This is a genomic window from Iodobacter sp. BJB302, assembly GCF_002735645.1.
Lineage (GTDB): Bacteria > Pseudomonadota > Gammaproteobacteria > Burkholderiales > Chitinibacteraceae > Iodobacter.
On record NZ_PDZG01000044.1, the window covers coordinates 16,524 to 39,142 of the forward strand.

Below are 22,619 nucleotides of genomic sequence, written 5' to 3' on the forward strand. Positions count from 1 at the left end.
GACACACTATGTTTTCAAAATTCTTTATTGAGCGCCCTATTTTCTCCAGCGTGATTTCGATCATTATTGTGCTGGCGGGTCTTGCTGCAATGCGCTCACTGCCTATTGAGCAATATCCGGGCATTACGCCGCCGGTTGTTTCTGTGACTGCGGTTTATCCCGGCGCCACCCCTGAAGTGATCGCACAGACCGTTGCCGCGCCGCTGGAGCAACAAATTAACGGCGTTGAGAAAATGATTTATGTTCAGTCTGGCTCCGCATCAAACGGCCAGATGAGCATGAACGTTTACTTTGAAATTGGCACAGACCCCGATCAGGCAACGATTAACGTTAATAACCGCGTGTCTGCGGCGCTGGCGCAATTGCCTGAAGAGGTAAAACGCCAGGGGGTGACGGTTAAAAAGAAATCGACATCCATTCTGGAAGTGGTCGCGCTGAACTCGCCTAATGGCCGTTATGACACCACCTATCTGTCCAACTACGCCTTACTTAATATTGTGGACGAACTTAAACGCTTACCGGGGGTGGGTGATCTTGGTATGTTCGGGGGCACAGATTACGCCATGCGCGTATGGCTGCGCCCTGATCGTTTAGCCCAGCTTGGACTTACCCCCTCCGATGTGATCGGGGCGATCCGCGAGCAAAATGCGCAGTTTGCTGCGGGTAAAATTGGTGCCCAGCCAACGACAGCACCCATTGATTTTACTTACACAGTCAACACCCAGGGCCGTTTAAAAGACGCCAAAGAGTTTGAAAACATCATTGTCCGCTCCACCGCTGACGGCGCAAAAATTCGCCTGAAAGATGTGGCAAGGGTAGAAATGGGCGGTAAGGATTACGATCTGCAAGCCCGTCTAAATGGCAAATCCGCGGTAGCCATCGGCCTGTATCTGCAGCCCGGCGCCAATGCGGTTGCCGTTGCCGCCAGCGTTCAAGCAAAAATGGAAGAGCTTAAAGCGCGATTCCCCGAAGGAATTGCCTACTCCATTCCTTACGACACCACCGAGTTTGTAAAGATCTCGATCGAAGAAGTGGTCCATACCCTGTTTGAAGCCATTATTCTGGTGTTCATCGTGGTTTACCTCTTCTTGCAAAACTTCCGCGCCACGCTGATTCCGTGTATTGCCGTGCCGATTTCGCTGATTGGTACCTTTGCAGGGATGCTGGTTTTAGGCTTCTCGATCAATCTGTTAACCCTGTTCGGGATGGTGCTGGCCATTGGTATTGTGGTGGATGACGCCATTGTGGTGCTGGAAAACGTCGAGCGTATCATGAGCGAGACCAAGTGCTCGGCCAAAGAAGCCGCCATCCAGGCCATGCAGGAAGTAGCCGGCCCCGTCATTGCAATTGTGCTGGTGCTCTGCGCCGTATTCCTGCCGGTGGCCTTTATGGGCGGCATGACCGGTGTGATGTATAAGCAGTTTGCCGTTACGATTGCTGTTTCGGTGGTGATTTCAGGGATTGTGGCCTTAACACTCACCCCGGCGCTGTGTGCCATTTTGCTGAAAAACAGCCATAGCGAACCGGCAAAATTCTTTGTGTGGTTTAACAAAAGTTTTGACCGCCTCACCAATGGCTATGTGGGTGGTGTGGCCTTCTTAAACCGCCGTGTGGGTGTGGCATTCATTCTGTTTGCGGCCATTTTGCTGGCCAGCTTTGTGCTGCTGAAAAAAGTCCCCGGCGCACTGGTGCCCGATGAAGATCAGGGCACGCTGATTAGTGCAGTCATGCTGCCTGATGCGTCCTCACTTAACCGGACCGCCGCCTCCAGCAATCATTTTGAACAAATGCTGATGGCCAATAAAAACGTCGAAAACGTCGTTTCCTTTGTGGGCTTTGATATTCTTTCCGGCGCCATTATCAGCAACAGCGGCATCGTGTTTTCTACGCTGAAAGACTGGAAAGAGCGTTCAGATCCGGCAGACAGCTCCTTTGCACTGGCTAAAAAATTCCAGGGCATGGCTTATATGGGGATGAAAGACGGCTTTGCCGCCACTTTTAACCCACCGGCCATTCAGGGCATGTCCACCACGGGCGGGATTGAAGGCTATTTACAAAACCGGGGCACGGGCAACACGGCCGAATTTTCTAAAGCCACACAGCGCTTTGTTGATGAAGCCAAAAAACGTCCGGAATTTGCCAGCGTTTCCACTACTTTCCGCGCCAATGTGCCGCAGATTTATCTTGATCTGGACCGGGAAAAAGCCAAGGCACTGGGGGTGAGCATCAACCAGGTGTTTGACACCATGCAAGCCACCTTTGGCCAGGTTTATGTGAACGACTTTAACCAGTTTGGCCGCACCTACCGCGTGCAATTGCAATCGGAAGCTGACTTCCGCGCCCGCCCGGATGACATCCGCAATGTCTATGTACGCTCAGATAAAGGCGACATGATTCCGCTCACCAGCCTTGTGCAGGTTAAAACATCGGTTGGCCCGGAATTAGTTGAACGCTTTAATGTATTCCAGGCGGCCAAAATCATGGTGCAACCTGCACCGGGCGTCAGCTCCGGCCAGGCGATTAAAGCACTGGAAGAAGTAGAAGCCAGCGTTATGGGCGCAGATTACAAGCTGCAATGGACAGGCTCGGCCTATCAGGAAAAAGCCGCCGGATCATCCGCAGTGCTTGCTTTTGGTTTTGGTATCATCATGGTGTTTTTGATTCTGGCGGCGCAATACGAGCGCTGGACACTACCAATTGCCGTGATCAGCGCCGTACCTTTTGCACTGTTTGGTGCGCTGCTGGCCGTATTTTTAACCGGCTTAACCAACGACGTTTATTTCCAGATTGGCCTGGTGACGCTGGTGGGGCTGGCGGCAAAAAATGCGATTCTGATTGTGGAATTCGCCGTAATGAAACACGAAGAAGGCATGAGCCTGCTTGATTCTGCACTTTCGGCGGCACGTTTACGCTTCCGCCCGATTGTGATGACTTCGCTGGCCTTTATTCTGGGCTGCGTGCCACTGGTTTTATCCAGCGGCGCGGGTTCGGCCAGCCGTCACTCACTGGGTACGCCCGTGATTGGCGGGATGCTGGCTGCCACCTTTATTGCTATTTTCTTTATCCCGCTCTTTTTCCGCTTAATCATGAAAAGCAGCGAGAAAAAAATCGCTACGAGCCCTGAAGCAGGAGATCATCATGCGTAAAACCGTCCTCGCGCTTCTGATTGCATCCACCCTAAGCGCCTGCGCCTTAACACCGCCCGTCGCCGACACCAAAACCGAGCTGCCCAGCGCATGGCGCAGCGATTCTGTCAGCGATGTCAGCATAGGCCGCAACTGGTGGGCGCAATTTGACGACCCCGTGCTGGATCAGCTCATCAGCGCAGCAGAAGCGCATAACCAGAATCTGGTGATTGCCGCTGCCCGCATCGACGAAGCGCGTGCTGCGCTGGGTATCAGCTCTGCCGAGCAACTGCCACGGCTGGATTTAGCCGGCAAGGCGGGCCGGGGCCAGTCTATACAAATCGGCAGCCCGTCAGACAGCTACTCGCTGGGTGCAACGGCCTCCTGGGAGCTGGATCTGTGGGGGCGGATTAAAAACACCAATGACGCCGCAAAAGCGGATCTTTTAGCCAGTGAATACAATCGCGATGCGGTCGCGCTGGCGCTTTACGCCAATGTGGCGCAAACCTACTTTAATTTGCGCGCACTTGATCAGCAGCTTGCTATTGCGCAAGACACGCTCAAAACACGGCAGGAGAGTTTTCAGCTGCGCAAACGCCGCTTTGAAGGCGGCGTCACCTCCGAGCTGGATATGCGCCAGGCTGAGGTGGAGCTTGCCGCCGCGCAAGCCAGTGTGCCCGGCATTGAGCAAAGTATTGCCAAAGTGGCCAGCAGTTTGAGTATTCTGATCGGCCAGAACCCGCGTGAAATGATCGAATCGGGCATCACCCGGGGTAAAGAGCTCAAACAGATTATTATGCCGGTGAATGTGCCGCTGGGCCTGCCATCTGAGCTACTGACCCGCCGCCCGGATATTCAGGCCAGCGAGCAATCACTCAAGGCGGCAGGTGCACGCATTGCGGCAGCACGGGCGGCTTACTACCCTACCATCTCTCTGACGGGTTTACTTGGAACAGAAAGCGCATCGATCAGCGATCTGTTTTCCGGCCCGGCCAAAACATGGTCTTTTCTTGGCAACCTGGCCGCACCGCTGTTTGATAATGGCCGCACTGCCGCCAATGTGGATGGCGCAACCGCCCGCCAGAAGCAAGCCGTCGCCAATTACCGCCTGAGTATTCAGCAAGCCTTTGCCGAAACGCAAAGCGCGCTGATCGCCCGCAGTAGCAGCACAAAAATTGTCGCCGCCCAGCAGTTGCAGCTGGATTCGCTCAGCAGGCAATTAAAGCTGGCGACATTACGCTACGACAATGGCTTTTCAGGCTATCTGGAAGTACTGGATGCCCAGCGTTCTTTATTTCAGGCCCAGCTCAACCTTGCCGCAGCCCAGCGTGATCAGCTCAATGCAACGGTTGATCTTTATAAAGCCATGGGCGGAGGCTGGAAAGCAGGCACATAATCAATTAAATGTGCCTGCAGGCTCTGCCCTGCTTTCAAACGCATCAGGCCGCATCAGACAGATTATTGTCTGATGCGGCCTGATGTACTTCACCGCTCCGGGCCATCACTCCCCGGCAGCCTCACCGGGCATGGATGCCGGTTTGGCATCGCCGCTGAACGGCCAGTGATCATGCATATTGGTCATCGTCTGATTAGCACTCTGCATCACCACATCGGCGTCTTTAATGGCTTTTTGCAATAAAGGCCGCGTTTCTTTCACCAGAATTTGTACTTCTTTCAGCGCCTGATCCGCAGTATTTCCTGTGCGCTCATACTGATCTAATGTGTCCTGCAGCTTGCCACTGATCTGAGCCAGTTGCTCATCCGTGCTTTGTGCTGTTTTTTTAAAACCTGCCAGCGTGCCATCCACATAGCCTAAAGTATCGGGGATATTTTTATGCGTCAGCAAGGCGGCGCTCGCCAGTGTTTTATCAATTTGCATACGGGTATTGCGCAGCTCATGCAGCAAGGCGCGAGCCTCACCCAGCGTACTGCCCAGCTGGCCATCCGGCGCTTTCAGCGAGGCAGCAAGGCTTTGCATTTCTTCCAGCAGCGGAAACAAACGCCCGCGTAACTGCTGCAAAAGCTCATTCATGCCGCTGCCTGGATCAAAAGCCAGCACGGCCCCGTTTTCTAAAGACGGCCCTTTGCCCCTGCCCGCAGAAATCTGAATAAAGCTGTCGCCAAATATCCCTTCCCGCGCTAAAGACGCCGCCGAATCGCTTTTAATCCAGCGTTGAAAATCTTTATTAATTTGTATCTGGACACGTACACGCGCATCGTCTTCCAGCTTTATCCCCGTCACCTTGCCCACAGGCAGACCCGATAAACGCACCAACATGCCTTTATTTAAAGATTCGGCACTTGCAGCATGAAACTCTAAAGTAAAGCTTTGCTCAAACCAGCCCAATGATCTGGCCAGCACAAATAGAGCTATCGCCATAAAAAACACGCCACCCGCCACAAACAGCCCGACCTGGACCCGTTTGTCTTTTTTCAAGGGGTTTGCATGTGCATCAATACTCATTTTTAAACTCATTCAATAGCATAGAAAGATCGCAGCGCTGCCAATTTACATTTGGCACAGGCTCACCCTGATCATCACTCATTACCCACCAGTGGCAGTGCGAAATAAGCGGCTCAGCGCGCTGCATTAAATCCCGGTCTGCGTACAGTACGCCCGCACACCAATCGTTATCCACCAGTAAAACAACAGGCTTCATTAATAAAGCCCTGAGTAATATCACCGCCCGCAAATCAGTCGTATTCAGCTGAGCCGGCCTTGCAGCAAGTAAACGCGCCGCATTTTCATGCTCATAACCCAGCATTGCCAATTGCTGCTGCAGCACCGGCAGCACAGCCCCGGCACTTTGCTTGTGGTGCCAATTCACGCAAAGCCATAAATTTTCAGCCACATTAATATTGCTCAGCAGTGCTCCCCGCAAAACCAGCAAACCAAACGGCTGCTTATGCTGGTGCAAAAAAGCACAAACTGTATCTATCGCCTGATTTTTCTCTTCAGCATCACGGCAAGCCAGCAGTAAGCGCTGCGCACTCATACCAGGTGGCTCACTAAAACCGCAATCAAAGCATCAAGCAACAGCATGGCCACAATACTGACCAAAACAGCCCGCGAAGCCAGCCTTGGGATCTCTGTACTGGCAAACCCCGCACTTAAGCCTAGGTAACACGCACTGGCACTGGTCACAAAACCAAACAAGGCACTTTTTGCCAGCCCCATCAGCAAAGAAGATGCAGAAAGCTGGCTTAAGCTGCTGTCAATTTCTGCAATCAAGCCAGATTGTGGCGTTGTTAAAGCGCCGCAAAACAAGGCCGCCACCATGAAATAACAAAAAAGCAGCACACAGCTCAGTGCAGCAGCCACAATCCGCGGCCAGATTAAGTAATAGCCCACAGAGATCCCCAGCCTGAGTAAAGTACGCAGCTCTCCGGCCACCTTCATGGCCACCAGCTCTGTGGTAATCGCCGAAGCACTGCGGGCTGTAAAAATCAGCGCCACCAGCAAAGGCCCGACTTCCTGCATACAGCTGATCATCAGCACATTCATGGCCCTGGCACCGCTCTGCCCAAAGTTCCCCTGCACCAGCGTAATCACAATGGCCCCCATGGCGGCCCCCGCCAAAGCGCTCACCCCGACCGACTGCACACCAGAAAAATACAACTGGCGCAGTAAAACGCGGTGCATTGCAGCATGGGTAAAAGGCCGAAACCAGGAAGTAAGCATAGAAAGCCAAAGCGGCCAGGGTAAAGCGAGTATAGAAACGCGTACCGGGAAGCGCCATGAAAGTAGCAGGGAAGATCAAAACCTGCTGCGCTTACAAAACGCCCTACTTATATCAGACTTCAAAAAAAAGATCATGGTCTAAATGAATTTACTTAGAATGCCACTCAATAAATCCGTTTTTTCTTACAAATCACATAAAAAACGCCACCGGCAATGCATTTTACAAAGTAAAAATGTCATAGTGTTACGCTGAAAGCTTGCAAAAAGCATCTACCGCACTTACAATACGCCAGCATTACACGGCGGGCGTCGTATAATGGTAATACCCTAGCTTCCCAAGCTAGCGCCGTGGGTTCGATTCCCATCGCCCGCTCCAATCCCCAGCCCCACCACAAATCCAACGCTTTATAATTTCCCGCCTAATAAAGATTCATACTTGGGTTATTTGCTGCTTACTTGCCCCCTAAATTATTATTTTGTTATTTATTAGATTAGCGATACTCGCTGCTCTCTACGAAGCCTTATTTCCTTAAATAATCCCATTCCCCGCCTTGCCCTGCTTAAACCCGTTACAATACCGCCTATCAGTTATCTTTAAGCGGTATGAAAGCAATGTCACAAGCCACTAACAATCTCGCGGCCTATATCTGGTCTCTTGCAGACTTACTACGCGGGGATTTCAAGCAGAGCCAGTATGGTCGCATCATTTTGCCGTTTACGCTATTGCGGCGCTTGGAATGTGTCTTGGCTGACAGTAAAGCCGCCGTGCTCAAGCAGGTTGAAATCGTCGAGCTGATGAATCTGCCGGAAGACGGCCAGGAAAAACTGCTGCTGCGTGCTACGGGTGGATTGAGCTTTTACAATACCTCGCCCATGGATTTATCTAAGCTCGGCGAATCCAATATCAAGGCCAATCTGGAAAAATACATCCAGTCCTTCAGCCGCGACGCGCGCGAGATTTTTGATCACTTTAAATTTGCCGAATTTATTGGCCTCTTGAACGACGCCAATCTGCTGTACAAAATCGTACAGAAAGTGCGCCTGACCGATCTAAGCCCCTCCGCCGTCTCCAATCACGATATGGGTTTGGTGTTTGAAGAACTGATTCGCAAATTTGCCGAAAGCTCGAATGAAACCGCCGGTGAGCACTTCACGCCGCGCGATATTGTTCACCTCACCACCGCGCTGGTGTTTGGCGAAGACGACGACGCGCTGACCAAAGAAGGCCTGATCCGCACCATTTACGACCCCACCGCCGGTACGGGCGGCTTTTTGTCGTCAGGTATGGAATACGTTTACGAGCACAACCCGAACGCCCGCATGGTCGCCTACGGCCAGGAGCTTAACCCCGAGAGCTACGCGATTTGTAAAGCCGATATGCTGATCAAGGGGCAGGAAGTCGCCAATATCAAGCTGGGCAATACGCTTTCCAACGATCACCTCTACGCCGAGCGTTTTGACTACATGCTCAGCAATCCGCCGTTTGGTGTGGATTGGAAAAAAATCGAAGACGTCATCAAAGACGAAAATACCCAAAAAGGCTTTAACGGTCGCTTCGGCCCCGGCTTGCCGCGCGTGTCTGATGGCTCGTTGCTGTTTTTGTTGCACCTGATCAGCAAAATGCGCGACACCTCGGAAGGCGGCTCGCGCATCGGCATTATTCTGAATGGCTCACCGCTGTTTACCGGCGGCGCAGGCTCGGGCGAATCGGAAATCCGCCGCTATATTCTCGAAACCGATTTACTGGAAGCCATCGTCGCGCTGCCGACCGATATGTTCTACAACACCGGCATCGCCACCTATGTGTGGGTGCTGTCGAATAAGAAGACTGCCGAGCGTAACGGCAAAGTGCAGCTGATCAATGGCGTGAACCTCTGCGGCAAGATGCGCAAATCGCTGGGCAGCAAGCGCAATGAAATGTCGGAAGCCGACATCCGCGAAATCACCCGCTGTTTTGGTGACTTTGCCGTGGTGGATGCGCGCGAGCTGGATAAACCGGCGGAGCAAAAAAGTAATAGGGGTCGCCAGTCGAGCAATGCCAGAGTTGAAACGCCAAAGACCTTCGCCGCCAAAATTTTCGCCAACCACGAATTTGGCTATCGCCGCCTCACCATCGAGCGCCCGCTGCGTCTGTCTTACCAGTTTAGTGATGAGCGCATTGCCACGCTGCGCTATGAAACCGGCGCACTTAATGCCGCAATGAAGTGGGTTTATGCCGAATACGGCGCGGCGCATTGGCAAGATTCGGCTGATTGCCAGGACTACGGCCAGCTGGGCGACTACGAAACCGAAATCCGCGCCTATGTAAAAAGCCACTTTAGCGACCTGAAAGAAAAACACATCAAAGACCTGCTGGATGTACACACCTGGCGCGCCCAGCGCCACCTGCTGCTCAAAGCCCGCGCACTGCAAGCCATCATCGGCACCGCGCAGTTTGACGACTTCAACCAATACGACGATCAACTTAAAGCCGCGCTGAAAACCGCCAAGCTGGCGCTCGACAGCAAAGAGAAAAAACAGCTCGAAAACGCCATCAGCTGGAAAAACCCCGCCGCTGAAAAAGTCATCAAAAAGGTGCACAAAACAGCGGCCAAGCCACTCTACGGCCTGTTTGCCGTTGGCAATGAAGTGATCGAATACGTCGCTGATGGTGATTTGCGCGATAACGAAAATGTCGCGCTCGACCCTAGCCGCAGCGTTAACGAGATCAACGAAGCCTATTTCATTCGCGAAGTGCAGCCGCACGTACCCGATGCGTGGATCGACGCCAGCAAAACCGACGACAAAGACGGCCAGATTGGCATTGTTGGCTACGAAATTCCGTTTAACCGCCACTTCTACCAATACCAACCACCGCGCGATTTGGCCGAGATCGACGCCGATCTGGACGCGATCAGCGCCGAGATCATGGCCTTGCTGCAAGAGGTGCATTCATGAGCTTGATCGCGATTTTTACCGCATCACTTCCGAATACCCTCATCGGAAATTTAGGCAATGCACTGGATCCCCGATCAAAACACTCGGGGATGACGATTCTGCACAGGAATGCCGAATTATCAATTGACTCAGCAGCGCTGAGAGAATTACGCGGGCAGGTAAAAGTGTCAGCACTGCCGACACAATCTCTACCCCGTCATCCCCGAGCGTTTTTGTCGGGGATCCAGCGCATCTGGATTCCCGCCCCACGCCTTCGCGGGGGCAGGCTCTTCACGGGAATGACGGCTAAAAGGATGGCGGCATGAAATCCCCCGCCGCTTATATCCTTGCTAGCCAGCGTAATGGCACGCTTTACATTGGTGTCACCTCCGATTTGATCCAGCGCATCTGGCAGCATCGCGAAGGTGTTGTTGAAGGGTTTACCCAGCAATACGGAGTAAAAACACTGGTCTGGTACGAGCAGCACGAAACCATGGAAAGTGCCATCAGCCGGGAAAAACAACTCAAAAAGTGGAATAGAGACTGGAAATTACGTTTGATCGAAAAACAAAATCCGCAATGGCTGGACTTGTGGCCTGAAATCATCGGCGAATCAAAAAACCTGCCATCCCCGAGTGACACAACCCCGTCATCCCCGAGCGCCTTTGTCGGGGATCCAGCCAACTCGTCATCCCCAAGTGACTTAACCCCGTCATCCCCGAATGCTTTTATCGGGGATCCAGCAGCGCAACTGGATTCCCGCCTGCGCGGGAATGACGGCAGCGAAGGAGACGCAACATGAGTCGGTATCAGGCGTATGCGGAATATAAGGATTCTGGAGCAGATTGGTTTGATTCTGCACCGGCACATTGGGATGTAAAACGAATTAGTTACTTTTCCCAAATGCGAAGCGGTGATGCGATTGTTTCTGAACAAATTGAAGCAGAAGGTGAATATCCTGTTTATGGAGGCAATGGGCTTCGTGGCTTTACGAATAATTTTAATCTGAATGGTGATTATGTATTAATCGGAAGACAAGGCGCTTTGTGCGGAAATATTAATTATGGCTCGGGAAAATTTTGGGCTTCTGAGCATGCAGTTGTTGTATATCCATTTTTAGATGTGAATCTTAAGTGGCTTGGTGAAACATTAAGAGCAATGAATCTTAACCAATACAATGTATCAGCTGCACAGCCCGGCTTGGCAGTAGCAAATATCACATGCCTTAAGGTTCCGTTTCCAAAAAAATCTGAGCAAGACGCAATCGCCAACTTCCTCGACCACGAGACGGCGAAGATTGATTTGTTGATTGAAAAGCAACAAGCGCTGATCGAGTTGCTGAAAGAAAAACGCCAAACGGTCATCAGCCACGCCGTCACCAAAGGCCTCAACCCCAACGCCCCAATGAAAGACTCGGGCGTGGAATGGCTAGGCGAAGTACCGGCGCATTGGGTTGTGACTAGAGCAAAGTTTATTTCAAATATTTTTGTTCCCCAAAGAAACAAACCTGAGCTAAACGAAGAAAGTGGCGTACCTTGGGCAACAATGGAAGACATGAAAGGTCAATACATTGAAAGCACAAAAAACTACGTAAGTTCGATCGCAGCCAAAAATGCAGGCTCAAAAATCTTATCATCAGGTTCAGTTATTGCGAGTTGCGTCGGAAACTTCGGCGTTGCAGCCATAAATTGCATGGATGTGATCATTAATCAGCAACTACAAGCGTTTATTCCCACGTCAATTAAGGCCGAATACCTTCGTGAAACTGTTGCAATGTCTAAAAGCTATTTTGAGTTAATAGGCACTGCAGCGACGCTAATTTATGTAAACCAACAAGGTTTCGAAAACTTGCCAGTGTTAATCCCTCCCAAAACAGAGCAGGATGATATTTGTAAATTTATTGAAACTGAGTCTTTAAACTTCACCAAATTAATTGCCCGGTGCGAAGAAGCAATTAAGTTAATGCAAGAACGCCGCACAGCCCTGATCTCCTCCGCCGTCACCGGCAAGATCGACGTGCGCGATTGGCAAGCGCCCAACTAAACAGTCATTCCCGAGAGCCCTTATCGGGAATCCAGAGGTTTTGCCGGATCCCCGACAAAAGCATTCGGGGATGACGAGCAGATGAGCAATGTATGGCCTTGCAACCATTGCGGGCATTGACCTGCAAGGCCATATCCATACTCAACGTCTTTAATTTAACCCACGCACCCAAGCCAACCATGACCGATCTCTCTGCTGAGCGCCAGTTTCAAAACGACATCATTGACCAACTGGTTGCCAATGGCTGGCAGCTGGGCGATGCCGCGCAATACCACCGCGAGCTGGCGCTGTATGCGCCTGATCTGCTCGGCTTTGTGCAGGACACGCAGCCCAAAGAGTGGCAGAAATTCTGCACGAATTATCCGAAGGAGCCGGAGCAGAAGTTTTTAGAGATCGTTGCCAGGCAGCTGAACCGCGCCGACCCGAACGCGACGCATAAAGAATCGCGCACCTATGGCACGCTGGGTGTGTTGCGCCACGAGCTGCGCGACCGCAATACGCGCTTTTCGCTGTGCCAATTCAAACCTGATCATGATCTGAACCCCGATACGCTGGCGCGCTATCAGCAAAACCGCCTCACTGTCGTGCAAGAGCTGGTGTACAGCCCGTGGGCGAGCACCGCTTCTGCCAAAGCAGATGCCGCGTCATTCCCGAATGCTGTTATCGGGAATCCAGAAGGTTTGCTGGATCCCCGACAAAATCATTCGGGGATGACGAAACAACTTGATCCCCAACAGGCTCACTCGGGGATGACGAATTCGCGCGGGAATGACGCAGGCAAGGCCAAGGCATGGCGGATTGATTTGGTGCTGTTTGTAAATGGCCTGCCGGTGGCAACGCTGGAGCTGAAATCTGAATTTAAACAGGCGGTGCACAAGGCGATTAGCCAGTACAAAACCACGCGTTTGCCGATAGATCCAATCACCAAAAAGCCCGAGCCGCTGCTGACCTTTAAGCGCGGCGCGATTGTGCATTTTGCGGTGAGCCAATACGAGGTGTATATGGCCACGCAATTGGCGGGGGAAAACACGTTTTTCCTGCCGTTTAACAAAGGCACGGCAGAAGGTGGCGCGGGCAATGATGTGCCTGATGATGTAAACCGCTACGCGACGGATTACCTGTGGAACGAAGTGCTGCTGCCGGACAATCTGCTCAATATTCTGGCGCGCTTTGTGCATTTACAGATTGAAGACAAGGAAGACTGGGAAGGCCGTAAATACAAGAAAGAGACGATGATCTTCCCGCGCTATCACCAATGGCATGTGGTGCGCCAACTGCTGGCCGCCGCCTGCCGCGAAGGTGCGGGGCATCATTACCTGATCCAGCATAGCGCCGGATCGGGTAAATCAAATTCCATCGCGTGGGTGGCGCATCAGCTCTCTGGCCTATACAACGCGGCGGGCAAAAAGCAGTTTGAATCGGTGATTGTGGTGACCGACCGCACCGTGCTCGATGCGCAGCTGCAAGACACGATTTATCAGTTTGAGCACGTCGATGGCGTGGTGGGGCGGATTAATAATGATGAGGGCAGCGGATCGAAATCAGAAAAACTCGCCGCCGCGCTGGTGGGATCGCAACCGATTATTATCGTGACGATCCAGACCTTTCCGTTTGTCTTAAAAGCCATTGAAAACAGCGCAGAGCTGAAGCAGCGCAATTACGCCATCATCGCCGACGAGGCGCATTCGTCACAAACCGGCCTGACCGCTAAAAAGCTGAAAGAAGTATTGCTGGTGGAAAGCACCGGCGAAGAAGATGCGGTGGATGATGAAGACGTGATGGCCGCTGCTGCAGGCCAGGCCAAACGTAACCTGAGCTTTTTTGCCTTTACCGCCACGCCCAAAGCCAAAACGCTGGAAATGTTTGGCCGCGTGCCCAACCCCAACGAACCGCCATCCATCACCAATAAGCCGGTGGCTTACCATGTGTACAGCATGCGCCAGGCGATTGAGGAAGGCTTTATTCTGGATGTGCTGAAGAACTACACCAATTACAAAGTGGCGTACAACCTGGCGATGAAGGTGCGCGAGGCTGATAGCGAGGTCGATAGCAAACGCGCCAAAGTGAAGCTGAACCAGTGGGTGCGCCTGCACGACCACAATATCGCGCAAAAAGTGCTGCTGATTGTGGAGCACTTTAAAGATCACGTAATGGGGCTGCTGGGCGGCCAGGCCAAAGCCATGGTGGTGACCAGCTCGCGCAAAGAAGCGGTGCGCTACAAGCTGGGCTTTGATAAATACATCACCGAAAAAGGCTATCAGAAGATTCACGCGATAGTGGCGTTCTCGGGCGAGGTGGAGTTCACTGATAAAGACCCGAACAGTGCCACGCTATTGGGCGAGAAATTCACCGAGTCCAATATGAACCCGAATCTAAAGGGGCGCGATATGCGCAAGGCCTTTGATTCGGATGATTACCAGGTGATGATTGTCGCCAATAAATTTCAGACCGGCTTTGATCAGCCCAAGCTCTGCGCGATGTATGTGGATAAAAAACTGGGCGGCGTGGAATGCGTGCAAACGCTATCACGACTAAACCGTACACATCCGGGCAAGGCCGAATCAGGGACGTTTGTGCTCGATTTCTTTAACGAGCCAGAAGAAATACTGGCGGCTTTCCAGCCCTATTACCAAACGGCAGAGCTTGCGGATGTGTCCGATCCGAACTTAGTGTGGGAGCTATTTGAAAAACTGCGCGCGGCAGGGATTTTTAACTGGAACGAAGTCGAGCAGTTTTATACCGTGTTTTACACCAGCAGCAAAAGCAATGCGGCTCTGGCCAATATCTGCAAACCGGCCATGCAGCGCTGGCAGCTGCGCTACAAATCGGCGGTGGACGCCTTCAAACAGGCCAAAGATATGTTTGAGCGCGCCAAGAAAAGTGGCGACGCGGTACTGATCGCCAACACCGAAAACAGCCTGAAAGAGTGCACCAAAGAAAAAAACACACTGGAAATCTTTAAAAAAGATCTGGGCAGCTATGTGCGCTTTTACGAATTTATGTCGCAGATTATCAACTATGAATCACCTGATCTGGATAAGCTAAGCCTGTACGCGCGCCACCTGCGCCCTATGCTGCGCGAGATTGGCTTAGGCGAAGAGGAGATTAATTTAAACAACGTGGTGCTTAGCCACTATCGCCTGTCCAAAATCCGCCAGCAGGATTTGGTGCTGAAACAAAACAGCGCCGAATATCAGCTGGCCCCAAGCGACGAGCTGGGCAGTGCCAAGCCCAAAGACCAAAAAGAAGAGTTTTTATCGCAGATCATCAGCCGCTTGAACGAGCTGTTTGTAACAGACCAGCTGACTGATAAAGACATGGTGAACTACGCCTACACCATCCGCGACAAGGTGAGCGAGAACGCCATTGTGATGAAGCAAATCGCCAATAACTCGCCAGAACAAGCCATACTGGGCGATTTCTCCAAAGCCATCGACAACGCCATCATGGACAGCAGCGCCGCGCATCAGAACCAGATGCTGCAACTGCTATCTGACCCAAGCAAAGCGCAAAAATTTGCCCGTGTGGTGTTTGACTTGTTGGCAATGGGGGGAAGGTAGAAAAGACAGGGAGGCAAACGCCCCCTGCTTTAACGCTTACACTACGCCCTCAGTAATCTCAAACCATTCAACACCACCAGCAAGCTCACCCCCATATCGGCAAACACAGCCATCCATAGCGTGCCATGGCCTGCCAGGGTAAGGGCCAGAAACAGCGCTTTTACCAGCAGCGCCAGCGTGATGTTTTGCACCAGGATGCGATGCGTCGCTTGCGACAAGCGGATGAATTCAGGGATTTTACGCAGATCGTCGTCCATCAGCGCCACGTCGGCGGTTTCAATGGCGGTGTCTGTGCCTGCCGCGCCCATGGCAAAGCCAATATCGGCGCGGGCTAAGGCGGGTGCATCGTTGATACCATCGCCCACCATGCCGGACGATGCCGCCATGCCCTCCACAAGGCGCAGCTTATCTTCTGGCAGTAAATTACCATGCGCCTGGGCAATACCCAGATCGCTGGCAATCGCCGCCACGGTGTGCTCGTTATCCCCGGATAACACGATCGTTTCTACGCCTAGCGCTTGCAGCTGATTAATCGCCTCACGGCTGCTTGGCCTTACCGTGTCGGCCACGGCAAACAGCGCCAGTACGCGATCAGATGCTAGTACCACCACCGATTTACCCTGCATTTCCAGTACTTGCAGCTTTTCCTCCAGCGCTGGCGAGCAAAGGCCCAGCTCTTCGATCAGGCGATGATTACCCATTGCATAGGATATGCCCTCAATCTGCCCGCTGATGCCACGCCCAAGCAGCGCCTTTACATCGCTCACTTCAAGATAATCATTGATCTGCGCGGCAATCGCTTTAGAAACAGGGTGATCCGAGCGTGCGCCCAGGCTGGCGGCGATACGCTGGCAAACCTCTGGAGGCACATCCGCCAAAGCGGCCACATCGGTCTGCACTGGTTTGCCAAAAGTGAGCGTGCCGGTTTTATCCAGCGCCAGGCTTTTTAGCTTGCGCCCTTCTTCCAGATAAGTGCCGCCCTTAATCAAAATACCCAGCCGCGCCGCACGGGCAAGGCCGCTCACAATCGTTACCGGCGTAGAAATCACCAAAGCACAGGGGCAGGCAATCACCAGCATGGCCAGCGCGCGGTAAATCCACTCTTGCCACGCGCCCCCCAAAAATAGCGGCGGAATCACCGCCACGGCCAAGGCCAGCACGCAAACTACAGGGGTGTAAATTTTAGAAAAGCGATCCACAAAACGCTGCGTTGGCGCACGCACGCCTTGTGCAGCCTCCACCGCATGGATAATCCGCGCCAGCATGGTGTTGCCCGCCACCGCCGTCACCCGATATTCAAACGAGCCAGTTTCATTAATCGTGCTGGCAAACACCGTGTCGCCGATATTTTTTTCTACCGGCAAGCTTTCCCCTGTAATTGCCGCCTGATTAATAAACGATTGCCCCAAGATTACCTCGCCATCCAGCGCAATCCGCTCGCCAGGCCGTACCCGCAAAATACTGCCTAGCGCAATATCTGCTGCCGCCTGCTCTTGCCAGCTGCCATCGATCTGCTGCACCGTGGCGCGCTCTGGCGTGAGCTGTAATAAACCACTGATGGCGTTTCTGGCGCGGCCTAAAGATTTGGCCTCGATCAACTCAGCAAGGGTAAACAACACCATCACCATCGCTGCTTCCGGCCACTGCCCAATCAGCAAAGCGCCCGTCACCGCAATACTCATCAGCGCATTGATATTTAAATCGCCGTTAGAAACTGCTATCCAGCCTTTTTTGTAAGTTGTCAGCCCACAAGTCAGCACAGCCGCAACGGCCAGCACCGCAGTTAACCACACCGGCATCGCCAGCCAATCGCAAGCCTCGGCTCCTACCGCTAAGACGCCCGCCAAAGCCAGTGGCCACCAGGGCTTTGCGACCTCAGCCACAACGGCTTTGCTTCCATTATCCACACGCGGCGTAAAGCCCAGCTCGGCAATTGCTGCCAGAATCGCAGGCAGCGCCTCCTGGCGATGCGATACGGTCAGCACGCGTTGCAGCAAATTGAACTGCAAACCACGCACATCCGCCATCGCCCCCAGCTTTTTGCGAATCAGCCCCTCTTCAGTCGGGCAATCCATCTGCTGGATATGAATACGGCTTAACACCCCTGCACCATCACCTTGAGGCAAAGGTGGCGGAGGCGATCCAACAACGCGGTAGCGGGGTTTTGCGGGGGAAGAATGCTTGCAACAATTGGACACGGTGCGTACTCCTGATATGCTTTAGAGCATTACACAGCCTGAAGCCACTTTAGGGTCAAGCACCATTGCAAAATATGTTTTGCCGGGCGGCTGACACCCGCCAGCCTTTGGCGTGAAGCAAATCAATCAGCGGCATTTACTTACCCAAGACCGGCATGCACTTGAACCAGGGGCGTGCGTAAAACTTAGCTCAAGCACGAAGGAAAACCATGAAAATCGGCGAACTCGCCCATGCTGCGCAATGCACGGTAGAAACCATCCGCTATTACGAAAAGGAAGCGCTGCTGCCTGCACCTGCGCGCACCAGCGGCAATTACCGTGATTACAGCGAGATTCATCTGGAGCGCTTAAGCTTTATTCGTAACTGTCGGGCGCTGGATATGACGCATCAGGAAATCCGTGCCTTATTGCAACTGATGGATCAGCCTGAAGACAACTGCCACTCAGTGAATAATCTGCTCGACACGCATATAGAACATGTCAGCATCCGGATTCAGGAGCTGCTGAAGCTGGAAGAGCAGCTAAAAACACTCAGGCAGCTGTGCCAGAGCGAGCAAGCAGTGCAAGACTGCGGCATTGTGCAAGGTTTAAATAATATGGAAGTCAGCAATACACCTGAACGGCATACTCATTTAGGCTAGTATCTTACACACGCAAAACCCACACCTCATCACCGGATTCATGAATGTCGCCTTTTTTCAGAAAGATCGCCCTCGCCATCGTTGCCCGTCCGCGGCTTGCCGCTAAACTGATGAAGCTTGGCTTGAACTGGTTTCCCGCCATTCGCCGCACCGGCTGCAAAGTGCGTGAAGTATCGCCTGATGTGCGCTATATCCGCGTGGAGCTACCGCTGAATTGGAAAACACGCAATATCAATGGCACAATTTTTGGCGGCAGCATGTTTGCCGCCACCGACCCATTTTATATGAGCATGCTGTATTTTAATCTGGGGGATGATTATGTAGTTTGGGATAAAGGCGGCACCATCCGCTTTAAACGCCCGGGCCGCGGCACACTGGTGGCCGAGTTTAAAATCGACGAATCCGAGCTCACCGAAATCCGCGACCTGCTCGCCCTCACCCCGGAGATAGACCGCGTCTACCCCGTGCAACTGATCGATCAAAAAGGCTATGTCTGCGCCGAAGTAGAGCGCGTCTTATACATCGCCCATAAAAGCGCTTATGACAATAAAATGGCAGAAAGACGGGCGAAGCGGGATATGGCTGAGGCGGAAAGCCCCAAATAAAAATCAATTACAAACAGGCAATTAACTATATATTTCCAAACAAGCACAGCCAGTGAATAACTTAATCAAACAGAAGCCAGCATATTAAAAATATGCTGGCTTCTGTTTATAAAATATTATTTTTTTAAAGGCATACCCACTACCGCACCGCCTCTATTTAAAAGTGGATGTCCACGTGCATAATTCTAAGGCATTGAACTTGAATTAAGACCCGCACGATTAACTGAGCGGATTTTTATCGGATCATCATTGGGTTTGACCGGTATTTTGCAATATTGCGCTTTATTGTGAACACCATCGGTAAAATAAATCGTCCGATAGCGTAAATAACTGCCCCCTGGCTCACGCTTTGCCAGAGCCGAATGCATAAACCAAGCGCGTGAATCATGAACATGGTTGTCATAAAGCGCCATCAGCTTTTCATTGCAAATCACTGATGAATAAAGCTCATTTCCAGCATTGCGCATGGTTACCCGCTCCTGGCCGCAATCTTCACTAAAAATGCGAGGAAACATGAGTAAAACAGAAGCCATCATTCCTTCTAAATTACCGACTTTAAATGAAATCCGATCGAAATAATCATCAGCAAAATCATCCGCCCCATCTCTTAATTGCGTCTGATCCATCAGAGGCTCATAGGTTTTACTTAAATTAGGCGTATAACTTACTGGCGCATCCTTCCCTTCCGGTTCAGTCAACTCGACTGTTTTACCAGGCTGAGCGTTCTTATTAGATTTGCTCTGTTTTTTCCAGGCATCATTCTGTTTTTTGCGCACCCATGCGGGTGTGTCTTCTGACTGCTTATAATAAGTACAATCTGCCTGCCCTGGCCCAGAACCATTTGGGCCGCCTGCATAGCGCTCGATACGCCAGGCCGTTATTTGTGCGGACTGATACTCTAATATATCTGCCACGGTGCTTGCAGGTTTAGCTTGAGCAACCCACGCATTGTAGCGCTGGATAAGCTCTGCATCAACTTCAAACTCCTTTACAGTGTCCGGATCCATTTCCCGCCAAGGCTCGTGCTGAAAAACATCAAGATCTGTACCTGCAACCTGCTTTAAATCAGTTAATTTAGCCGTTTGAACACGCAATGGCGCACCTGCCTTAAACGCCAGCGAATATAGATGATGCAATGGCATTTGCGATAGCAGCATCCCCTGCGATTTGGGCGCCTTGCCCTGATCCCCCGGCGGATAGCCCCCACCCACATCCGAATGCACGCCAGGATAGACCCACTCGCCAATAGTGCTTTGTGGATATGAGCCATTTTTTAAACGAATAGAATCCAAAGGAAAACACAGCCGCTGCTCATGCGCACTCACCAAATGCGCTGTCTGCTTTAAAAAACTTAAATCTGCAGCCAAAGCCAGCGTGCCATCAGCCCACCCCATATGCCCTTCAGCCCCCCCGGATATCCCTGCCACCCCCACCGAGGCCACCGTATCGATCAACCCTAAAAACTCTACACTGATGGGCAGCCCATAGAATAGCTTTCCACCGCCCTCCTCAGTACACAGCTCTTCTAATCGGCCAACAAAAACACGCGCTTCTGCTGCTCCGCGTGAAAAGCCATAGACAAACAGCTTAATTTTCTGAATCTCAGGCTTATAAGGCTGCTTAATTTTCTCCAGCAAGGGCTCCATGGCCTCGTTCATTACCTTCTGCCGGTCTTTCTTCAAGGCGTTACTAACCACTTCTCTATCGTCTACGGTTTTGTAGCGGGTATATTCCATTCGATCGACCAAGGCTTTTGCATCAGTATCTTCCAAGCGATCATTCTGCCCGCTCAAAGCAAGCCGCACTGCATGCACAAGCCGTGTCAGCCCCCACAAAATCCGCTGATCTCCCCCCGCCGCAAAAGCCAGCCCGCCTTCACTAGGCTTCATCTCGCCAATTTCCTTAAATTCTGTTCCAACACCATTGATGTAATAACTGTAATAACCATTAGGCATTGCTTTGGCATCATTAATTGACGCATGAAAAAGCCTTGCAATATTACTGGTATTGCGCGGATTGGCCGCGCTATCAGACACATTATGATTATTCGTGCCATCAAAAAACAGGCTGATATTTAAGACCTGCGCACAGGGTGCAGGCTTTCCTTCGGCCCGCGCCAAAATACAAGACTCGCTCACTTCAGCCAATTGTTGCTTGCGCTGAGGCATAACCTCGCTGCGTAAGCTCGTCGGTAAATAACCCGCATCAGGCCATTTAGGTGCAAGCATGGCCCCGCTCATTCTTTACACTCTTTTTTAAATCCAAGCCGTTCTTGAACCACTTGATTAAAAGGCCCATCAACATTCCCTAAAATACGCCCTTGCTCTTTTGAATCAATCACAGCTCTCACTTCATCACAAGGCAAAAAGAACAAGATCACCCCTGCACTTTTTTTATATTCGGGCATAGGAATCGTCACACTATGCTTGGTATAGTTAGCCGCATGAATTTCATACCACTGCTTCCATTCCTTACTATCAGAAGATGGCATTGGAATACGCCCAGGGTTATATTTTGGACTAGGATCTTTAACCCACTCAATAGTCGCAGTAGAACCCGGCACCCAATGGCGCGGAAGAAGGGTGCAGCAAATTCCAGTTCCACGATACCCACCACTTCCATTAAATGATGCACTCACAATGGTGTAATACGCTTCATGAGTATCCACAATACTGACAGGTGCTCCAACATACTCAATATCTGGTGTACTACTGCAGGCACTGAGACAAATAAGAAAACCTAATAAAGGGATTATTTTTAACATAGCGTTCTCTTTTATTTAAAATCGAATAATCAATTATTTAAATGCTGTAATTTATTTCAAACCCACTTGCTGCTGTAAAAAAGGCTGGCGTTCTGTTTCTGACCATAAACCAGCTTGATCAGCCGCTAATTGAGCCGTCACCAATTTTTTCATCAATTTTTCCTGTGAATCTAATCCCAACAGCTCTGGATACAGCATATCATTTTGCCGCCAAAGCTCTGCCTGATGCCACGCTGAAAGCAGATCCACCTGCTTTTGCTCCAGTACCATTCCAGGATGTGGCCACACGAGGCTATTTTCTGCATAAAACTGCATGCTGTTATCAAAACACTGGGCATTGCCATCTCTATCTTGCCAATACCAAAATGGTGCTGCACTTAAAAGAAAAGCTTGCGCTTCTGAATTAAGCGCATCTGCAATTACGGCAAATAAACGAGAATCTGAAAATCGTAGAATGCCATTCTGACGCGCATCATCCCACTCCACCAAGGTACATCGCTGTATATGCTCTGCAATAGATTCAAACGCCAAGCCGCCCAATAAAAACACCGGTTTTGTTTTATTGAAAAGAGTAATTAATGCTTTATCAAGTAAAGCTCCTGATGAAGCTAAAGGAAAACGCAATAATCTTGGGCCAATTTCTGCCGAATCAGCATGTTGTGTTCCCGCAAGCACAATAAAATCATTCATTGCGTGATACTGACGTTTTATCTTTTGTATTTCTCTATCAGAAAAAAGAGCTTGCTCAAAAAGAACATCAAAGTATTCATAGCGCTGATTTTCTGCCTGAAGTAAAGCAGCCCATTGCGCTGGCGTAGCAGCAGTTAATATTTGCTCGGCTTTTATCATTTTGCGGCGACCAATGGATTACCTTGTTTAATGGCCGAAGCCAAACATTCTTTACAAACCGTATTTGGAAACTGCGGCAAAGGCGGCATCATTTGGGCTGGGCCGCTCACCCCCTATGTCAGACTAGTTGTCGCCTCTGAATTTTCATGGGCTTGAAAAAAACATAGGCTTCATCATGCAAAAAATTACGTATTCTGACGACTTTAAACACCAAGCATTGAGCAAGGTTTATCAGC

The 22,619-nt window shown here is 51.3% G+C and carries 14 protein-coding genes, 1 tRNA gene and 1 pseudogene; 9 read left to right on the forward strand and 7 right to left on the reverse strand.

What is annotated here, in order from left to right; all coding sequences use genetic code 11:
- The first annotated feature begins 8 nt into the window (after window positions 1-8).
- Both CSQ88_RS14335 and CSQ88_RS14340 read left to right on the forward strand, forming a co-directional pair.
- Window positions 9-3,146 carry an efflux RND transporter permease subunit gene (locus CSQ88_RS14335; RefSeq protein WP_099398775.1) on the forward strand — a complete coding sequence of 1,046 codons (3,138 nt, stop codon included), beginning with the start codon at window positions 9-11 and terminating at the stop codon, window positions 3,144-3,146.
- The gene (locus CSQ88_RS14340; protein WP_257212612.1) at window positions 3,139-4,521 is read left to right on the forward strand and encodes an efflux transporter outer membrane subunit; all 1,383 of its coding nucleotides are present in this window, start codon (window positions 3,139-3,141) and stop codon (window positions 4,519-4,521) included. Before CSQ88_RS14335 ends, CSQ88_RS14340 begins: the two co-directional genes overlap by 8 nt.
- A 105-nt stretch (window positions 4,522-4,626) precedes the next feature.
- Here CSQ88_RS14340 and CSQ88_RS14345 read toward each other — a convergent pair whose 3' ends face one another.
- Genes CSQ88_RS14345 through CSQ88_RS14355 form a run of 3 tightly spaced genes read right to left on the reverse strand, consistent with a single transcriptional unit; the run spans window position 4,627 to window position 6,807 of the window.
- Window positions 4,627-5,589, reverse strand: a complete 963-nt coding sequence (locus CSQ88_RS14345; protein ID WP_180273667.1) for an MlaD family protein — start codon at window positions 5,587-5,589, stop codon at window positions 4,627-4,629.
- Window positions 5,579-6,121: a hypothetical protein gene (locus tag CSQ88_RS14350; protein ID WP_099398778.1), complete on the reverse strand. Its 543-nt coding sequence runs from the start codon at window positions 6,119-6,121 to the stop codon at window positions 5,579-5,581. The genes CSQ88_RS14345 and CSQ88_RS14350 overlap by 11 nt, the downstream gene beginning before the upstream one ends.
- Window positions 6,118-6,807, reverse strand: a complete 690-nt coding sequence (locus CSQ88_RS14355) for an ABC transporter permease (protein ID WP_099398779.1) — start codon at window positions 6,805-6,807, stop codon at window positions 6,118-6,120. The genes CSQ88_RS14350 and CSQ88_RS14355 overlap by 4 nt, the downstream gene beginning before the upstream one ends.
- A gap of 302 nt (window positions 6,808-7,109) precedes the next feature.
- Here CSQ88_RS14355 and CSQ88_RS14360 point away from each other — a divergent pair.
- The 5 genes and pseudogenes from CSQ88_RS14360 (at window position 7,110) to CSQ88_RS14390 (ending at window position 15,326) form a co-directional block, all read left to right on the forward strand.
- A tRNA-Gly gene (locus tag CSQ88_RS14360) sits at window positions 7,110-7,183 on the forward strand.
- A 236-nt stretch (window positions 7,184-7,419) separates the two neighbouring features.
- Window positions 7,420-9,744 (forward strand): class I SAM-dependent DNA methyltransferase, encoded by a 2,325-nt coding sequence (locus tag CSQ88_RS14365; RefSeq protein WP_099398780.1) that lies wholly within the window; start codon window positions 7,420-7,422, stop codon window positions 9,742-9,744.
- 301 nt (window positions 9,745-10,045) lie between these two features.
- Window positions 10,046-10,330: pseudogene (locus CSQ88_RS23430) on the forward strand (GIY-YIG nuclease family protein); the annotation flags it as partial.
- Between the two features lie 191 nt (window positions 10,331-10,521).
- Window positions 10,522-11,766 carry a restriction endonuclease subunit S gene (locus CSQ88_RS14380; RefSeq protein WP_099398783.1) on the forward strand — a complete coding sequence of 415 codons (1,245 nt, stop codon included), beginning with the start codon at window positions 10,522-10,524 and terminating at the stop codon, window positions 11,764-11,766.
- Between the two features lie 92 nt (window positions 11,767-11,858).
- Window positions 11,859-15,326 (forward strand): type I restriction endonuclease subunit R, encoded by a 3,468-nt coding sequence (locus CSQ88_RS14390; protein WP_218963100.1) that lies wholly within the window; start codon window positions 11,859-11,861, stop codon window positions 15,324-15,326.
- Between the two features lie 41 nt (window positions 15,327-15,367).
- Here CSQ88_RS14390 and CSQ88_RS14395 read toward each other — a convergent pair whose 3' ends face one another.
- Complete coding sequence (locus CSQ88_RS14395) at window positions 15,368-17,524, reverse strand: heavy metal translocating P-type ATPase (protein WP_257212614.1); 2,157 nt, start codon at window positions 17,522-17,524, stop codon at window positions 15,368-15,370.
- A gap of 209 nt (window positions 17,525-17,733) precedes the next feature.
- Here CSQ88_RS14395 and cadR point away from each other — a divergent pair, with 209 nt between their 5' ends.
- A complete protein-coding gene (gene cadR / locus CSQ88_RS14400; RefSeq protein WP_099398784.1) occupies window positions 17,734-18,165 on the forward strand; it encodes a Cd(II)/Pb(II)-responsive transcriptional regulator in 432 nt (143 codons plus the stop codon).
- Between the two features lie 44 nt (window positions 18,166-18,209).
- Window positions 18,210-18,770, forward strand: coding sequence for a DUF4442 domain-containing protein (locus CSQ88_RS14405; protein ID WP_099398785.1), 561 nt, complete (start codon window positions 18,210-18,212; stop codon window positions 18,768-18,770).
- Window positions 18,771-18,955: 185 nt separating this feature from the next.
- Here CSQ88_RS14405 and CSQ88_RS14410 read toward each other — a convergent pair whose 3' ends face one another.
- From CSQ88_RS14410 to CSQ88_RS14420, 3 genes are read right to left on the reverse strand one after another with little or no spacing between them, the layout of a single operon-like run.
- A complete protein-coding gene (locus CSQ88_RS14410) occupies window positions 18,956-20,998 on the reverse strand; it encodes a DUF2235 domain-containing protein (protein WP_180273668.1) in 2,043 nt (680 codons plus the stop codon).
- Between the two features lie 8 nt (window positions 20,999-21,006).
- Window positions 21,007-21,534 (reverse strand): DUF3304 domain-containing protein, encoded by a 528-nt coding sequence (locus tag CSQ88_RS14415; RefSeq protein WP_099398787.1) that lies wholly within the window; start codon window positions 21,532-21,534, stop codon window positions 21,007-21,009.
- A 51-nt stretch (window positions 21,535-21,585) separates the two neighbouring features.
- Window positions 21,586-22,383, reverse strand: coding sequence for a DUF4123 domain-containing protein (locus CSQ88_RS14420; RefSeq protein ID WP_099398788.1), 798 nt, complete (start codon window positions 22,381-22,383; stop codon window positions 21,586-21,588).
- Window positions 22,384-22,619: the final 236 nt, after the last annotated feature.

Bases quoted from the DNA above. Each gene is read 5' to 3' on its own strand.
- CSQ88_RS14335 (WP_099398775.1), top strand. From the start codon at position 9: ATGTTTTCAAAATTCTTTATTGAGCGCCCTATTTTCTCCAGCGTGATT.
- CSQ88_RS14340 (WP_257212612.1), top strand. From the start codon at position 3,139: ATGCGTAAAACCGTCCTCGCGCTTCTGATTGCATCCACCCTAAGCGCC.
- CSQ88_RS14345 (WP_180273667.1), bottom strand. From the start codon at position 5,589: ATGAGTATTGATGCACATGCAAACCCCTTGAAAAAAGACAAACGGGTC.
- CSQ88_RS14350 (WP_099398778.1), bottom strand. From the start codon at position 6,121: ATGAGTGCGCAGCGCTTACTGCTGGCTTGCCGTGATGCTGAAGAGAAA.
- CSQ88_RS14355 (WP_099398779.1), bottom strand. From the start codon at position 6,807: ATGCTTACTTCCTGGTTTCGGCCTTTTACCCATGCTGCAATGCACCGC.
- CSQ88_RS14365 (WP_099398780.1), top strand. From the start codon at position 7,420: ATGTCACAAGCCACTAACAATCTCGCGGCCTATATCTGGTCTCTTGCA.
- CSQ88_RS14380 (WP_099398783.1), top strand. From the start codon at position 10,522: ATGAGTCGGTATCAGGCGTATGCGGAATATAAGGATTCTGGAGCAGAT.
- CSQ88_RS14390 (WP_218963100.1), top strand. From the start codon at position 11,859: ATGGCCTTGCAACCATTGCGGGCATTGACCTGCAAGGCCATATCCATA.
- cadR (WP_099398784.1), top strand. From the start codon at position 17,734: ATGAAAATCGGCGAACTCGCCCATGCTGCGCAATGCACGGTAGAAACC.
- CSQ88_RS14405 (WP_099398785.1), top strand. From the start codon at position 18,210: ATGTCGCCTTTTTTCAGAAAGATCGCCCTCGCCATCGTTGCCCGTCCG.
- CSQ88_RS14410 (WP_180273668.1), bottom strand. From the start codon at position 20,998: ATGCTTGCACCTAAATGGCCTGATGCGGGTTATTTACCGACGAGCTTA.
- CSQ88_RS14415 (WP_099398787.1), bottom strand. From the start codon at position 21,534: ATGTTAAAAATAATCCCTTTATTAGGTTTTCTTATTTGTCTCAGTGCC.
- CSQ88_RS14420 (WP_099398788.1), bottom strand. From the start codon at position 22,383: ATGATAAAAGCCGAGCAAATATTAACTGCTGCTACGCCAGCGCAATGG.